At 71.2% G+C, this 5,278-nt stretch carries 2 protein-coding genes; both read left to right on the forward strand.

Annotation, left to right across the window (positions count from 1 at the left end; genetic code table 11):
- Positions 1–3,660 (forward strand): glutamate synthase large subunit (gene gltB / locus ABZ805_RS29075; protein ID WP_358447074.1); only part of this gene is annotated, 3,660 nt, incomplete at its 5' end.
- A complete protein-coding gene (locus ABZ805_RS29080; RefSeq protein ID WP_358447077.1) occupies positions 3,653–5,104 on the forward strand; it encodes a glutamate synthase subunit beta in 1,452 nt (483 codons plus the stop codon). The genes gltB and ABZ805_RS29080, both read left to right, overlap by 8 nt.
- Positions 5,105–5,278 lie beyond the last annotated feature (174 nt).

Raw genomic sequence — 5,278 nt, forward strand, 5'->3', positions numbered from 1 at the left:
GAGGTGCTGGAGCTGCTGCACCTGGGCGGGCGGTCGCTGCCGCACTCGGTGCTGATGATGATCCCGGAGGCGTGGGAGAACCACGCCGAGATGGACCCGCAGCGCCGCGCGTTCTACGAGTTCCACAACTACCTGATGGAACCCTGGGACGGCCCCGCGCTGGTGGCGTTCACCGACGGCACCCAGATCGGCGCGGTCCTGGACCGCAACGGCCTGCGCCCCGGCCGCTACTGGGTGACCGACGACGGCCTCGTCGTGCTGGCCAGCGAGGTCGGCGTGCTCGAACTGGACCCGGCGCGCGTGGTGCGCAAGGGCCGGTTGCAGCCGGGCCGCATGTTCCTGGTCGACACCGGTGCCGGGCGCATCGTCGACGACGAGGAGATCAAGGGCGAGCTGGCCGCCGCGCACCCGTACCAGCAGTGGCTGGACGAGGGCGTGGTGCACCTGGGCGACCTGCCCGACCGCGACCGCGAGGTGCCCTCGCACGCGTCGCTGGTGCACGGCCAGCAGGTGTTCGGCTACACGCAGGAAGAGCTGAACGTGCTGCTCAAGCCGATGGCCGCCGGTGGGGCGGAGCCGATCGGCTCGATGGGCAACGACGTGCCGTTCGCGGCGTTCTCGAAGCGCCCGCGGCAGCTGTTCGACTACTTCACGCAGCTGTTCGCGCAGGTCACCAACCCGCCGCTGGACGCCATCCGCGAGGAGCTGGTGACCTCGCTGGCGACCCACGTCGGGCCGGAGCACAACCTGCTCGACCACGACCCGGACGCCTGCAAGCAGCTGGTGCTGCCGTTCCCGGTGCTGGACAACGACCAGCTCGCCAAGATCGTGCACATCGACGACGACGGCGACCGTCCCGGCCTGAAGCCCGCGATCATCTCCAGCACCTACCGGGTGCGCGGCGGTGGCGAGGCGCTGCGGCAGCGGCTCGACGAGATCTGCGCCGAGGTGTCCGCCGCGGTCGCCGACGGCGCGCACGTGCTGGTGCTGTCCGACCGGGCCGCCGACGCCGAGCACGCGCCGATCCCGTCGCTGCTGGTGACCGGCGCGGTGCACCACCACCTGGTGCGGGAGAAGACCCGCACCCACGTCGGCCTGGTGATCGAGGCCGGTGACGTGCGCGAGGTGCACCACGTCGCGCTGCTCATCGGCTACGGCGCCGCGGCCGTCAACCCGTACCTGGCGATGGCCAGCGTCGAGGACCTGGTGCACAACGGCGTGCTCCAGGGACTCGACCCGGCGAAGGCCACCGGCAACCTGATCAAGGCGCTCGGCAAGGGCGTCCGCAAGACGATGTCGAAGATGGGCGTGTCCACGGTGGCCTCGTACACCGGTGCGCAGATCTTCGAGGCGATCGGGCTGGGCGCCGAGGTCATCGACCGATGTTTCGCCGGCACCACCTCGCGGCTCGGCGGGGTCGGTTTCGACCTGCTGGCCAAGGAGGTCGCCGAGCGGCACCGCCGCGCCTACCCGGACGACGGCGTGCAGGCCCCGCACCGCACCTTGCAGGTGGGCGGCGAGTACCAGTGGCGGCGCGAGGGCGACCCGCACCTGTTCAACCCGCGCACCGTGTTCAAGCTGCAGCACTCCACGCGGTCCGGCCGCTACGAGGTCTTCAAGGAGTACACGAAGGCCGTCGACGACCAGTCGCGGGACCTGATGACCCTGCGCGGCCTGTTCAAGTTCCGCGCGGGCGCGCGGCGGCCGGTGCCGATCGACGAGGTCGAACCGGTCGAGTCGATCGTGAAGCGGTTCGCCACCGGCGCCATCTCCTACGGTTCGATCTCGCAGGAGATGCACGAGACCCTCGCCATCGCGATGAACCGCCTCGGCGGCAAGTCCAACACCGGCGAGGGCGGTGAGGACGCCGACCGGTTCACCCCGGACGCCAACGGCGACTCGCGCCGCTCGGCGATCAAGCAGGTCGCCTCCGGCCGGTTCGGCGTCACCAGCGAGTACCTGGTCAACGCCGACGACATCCAGATCAAGATGGCGCAGGGCGCGAAGCCCGGCGAGGGCGGGCAGCTGCCCGGCCACAAGGTGTACCCGTGGGTGGGCAAGACCCGGCACTCCACGCCGGGCGTGGGGCTGATCTCCCCGCCGCCGCACCACGACATCTACTCCATCGAGGACCTCGCCCAGCTGATCCACGACCTGAAGAACGCCAACCCGAAGGCGCGGATCCACGTCAAGCTGGTCAGCGAGGTCGGTGTCGGCACGGTCGCGGCGGGCGTGAGCAAGGCGCACGCGGACGTGGTGCTGATCTCCGGGCACGACGGCGGCACCGGTGCCTCCCCGCTGTCCTCGATCAAGCACGCGGGCGGCCCGTGGGAGCTGGGGCTGGCCGAGACGCAGCAGACGCTGCTGGCCAACGACCTGCGCGACCGGATCGTGGTGCAGACCGACGGGCAGCTCAAGACCGGCCGCGACGTGGTGATCGCGGCGCTGCTGGGCGCGGAGGAGTTCGGCTTCGCCACCGCCCCGCTGGTCGTGTCCGGCTGCATCATGATGCGGGTGTGCCACCTGGACACCTGCCCGGTGGGCGTGGCCACGCAGAACCCCCAGCTGCGGGCGAAGTTCGACGGCAAGGCCGAGTACGTGGTGAACTTCTTCGAGTTCATCGCCCAGGAAGTGCGGGAGTACTTGGCGGAACTCGGCTTCCGGTCCATCGAGGAAGCCGTCGGGCACGCCGAGCTGATCGACACCGACGACGCGGTGCGGCACTGGAAGACCGAGGAGCTGGACCTCTCGGCGATCACCCACGTGCCGGAGCTCGCGGCGGGCGCGGCGCTGCACAACACCACCACCCAGGACCACGGCCTGGACAAGGCCTTGGACCACACGCTGATCCAGCTCAGCGAGGGTGCGCTGAAGGACGCGACGCCGGTGCGGCTGGAGCTGCCGGTGCGCAACGTCAACCGCACGGTGGGCACCATGCTCGGCCACGAGCTGACCCGCCGGTGGGGCGGCGAGGGGTTGCCGGACGACACGATCGACGTGACGTTCACCGGGTCGGCCGGGCAGAGCTTCGGGGCGTTCGTGCCGCGCGGCATCACGCTGCGGCTGCTCGGCGACGGCAACGACTACGTCGGCAAGGGCCTGTCGGGCGGGCGGATCGTGGTGCGGCCGCCGGAGGGCGCCGCCTACACCGCCGAGGACAACGTCATCGCGGGCAACGTGCTGCTGTACGGCGCGACGTCCGGTGAGCTGTTCGTGCGCGGCGTGGTGGGCGAGCGGTTCTGCGTGCGGAACTCGGGCGCGGTCGCCGTCGTCGAGGGCATCGGCGACCACGGGTGCGAGTACATGACCGGTGGCCGCGCGGTGATCCTCGGCGGTACCGGCCGCAACTTCGCGGCCGGGATGTCCGGTGGCATCGCCTACGTGCTGGACCTGCGGGAGGAGCGGGTCAACCCGGAGATGGTGGACCTCGATCCGCTGGACGAGGCCGACCGGGAGTTCCTGCACGACCGGGTCCGCAGGCACCACGAGCAGACGGCCTCGCAGGTGGCCGCGGAACTGCTGGCGGACTGGGACCGCGCGGTGGCGCGCTTCGCGAAGGTCATGCCGCGCGACTTCAAGCGCGTGCTGGCCGCGCAGACCGCCGCCGAGCGCGACGGCCGCGACGTTGACCAGGCGATCATGGAGGCGGCTCATGGCTGACCCGAAGGGCTTCATCACCACGGCGCGCCAGACGCCCGAGCGCCGCCCCGTGGACATCCGGATCAAGGACTGGCGCGAGGTCTACCTGGACTTCGAGCCGGGCCGGGTCAAGGAGCAGGCGGGCCGCTGCATGGACTGCGGCATCCCGTTCTGCCACAACGGTTGTCCGCTGGGCAACCTGATCCCGGAGTGGAACGACCTCACCTGGCGCGACGACTGGAGCGAGGCGATCGAGCGGCTGCACGCCACGAACAACTTCCCGGAGTTCACCGGGACGTTGTGCCCCGCCCCGTGCGAGGCGGCGTGCGTGGTCGGCATCAACTCCGATCCGGTGACGATCAAGCAGGTCGAGATCGAGATCATCGACCGCGCCTGGGCGGAGGGCCGGGTGCCGCCGCAGCCGCCCGCGTCGAAGACCGGCAAGAAGGTCGCGGTGATCGGGTCGGGCCCGTCCGGCCTGGCCGCCGCCCAGCAGCTGACCCGCGCGGGCCACGACGTGGTGGTCTACGAGCGGGCGGACCGCATCGGCGGGCTGCTGCGCTACGGGATTCCCGAGTTCAAGATGGAGAAGCGGCGCCTGGACCGCAGGCTCGGGCAGATGCGGGCCGAGGGCACCGAGTTCCACACCGGCGTGCACGTCGGCGTGGACGTGTCGGTGGAGCAGCTGAAGTCGGACTTCGACGCGGTGGTCCTCTCCGGTGGCGCCACCGCCGCCCGGGACCTGCCGATCACCGGCCGCGAGGCGGTTGGGGTGCACCAGGCGATGGAGTACCTGCCGCTGGCGAACCGGGTGCAGGAGGGCGACCTGACGTCCTCGCCGATCGACGCCGCGGGCAAGGACGTCGTGGTGATCGGCGGCGGTGACACGGGTGCGGATTGCGTCGGCACCGCGCACCGCCAGGGCGCGAAGTCGGTCACCCAGCTGGAGATCATGCCGACGCCGCCGTCGACGCGGCCGGACAGCCAGCCGTGGCCGACGTACCCGATGACGTTCAAGGTGACCTCGGCGCACGAGGAGGGCGGGGAGCGGTTGTTCTCCGTCAACACCCAGGAGTTCCTCGCCGACGAGGACGGGAACCTGCGCGCGCTGCGGCTCGCGGAGGTGCGCCGCGAGGACGGCCGCTTCGTGCCGGTCGAGGGCACCGAGCGGGAGCTGCCGTGCCAGCTGGCGTTCCTGGCGATGGGCTTCGTCGGCCCGGAGAAGGAGGGCCTGCTCACCGATCTCGGCGTGGAGCTCGACGAGCGCGGCAACGTCGCCCGCGACTCGGACTTCATGACCACTGTGGACGGTGTGTTCACGGCCGGGGACATGGGCCGCGGCCAGTCCCTGATCGTGTGGGCGATCTCGGAGGGCCGGTCCGCGGCCGCCGGGGTGGACCGCTACCTGACGGGCCGGGACGTGCTGCCCGCCCCGATCGCCCCGACGGACCGCCCGCTGGTCTGATCGAGCGCGTCGCGAAGCGCCCCGGGACCACGTCCCGGGGCGCTTCGCGTTCGCGGACCGTTCCACTCCTGCTGGGCGGGGCGCGGGTGGCGGAACCTCAGCGGTTCCCTCGCTGCGGGATCGTTTTCACAGGTGGCTCCGCCACATGAGAAAACGCTGTCCTCGCGAGGGAAC

It is taken from the genome of Saccharopolyspora sp. NPDC047091 (assembly GCF_040643635.1).
In the GTDB taxonomy this organism is placed as follows: Bacteria; Actinomycetota; Actinomycetes; order Mycobacteriales; family Pseudonocardiaceae; genus Saccharopolyspora_C.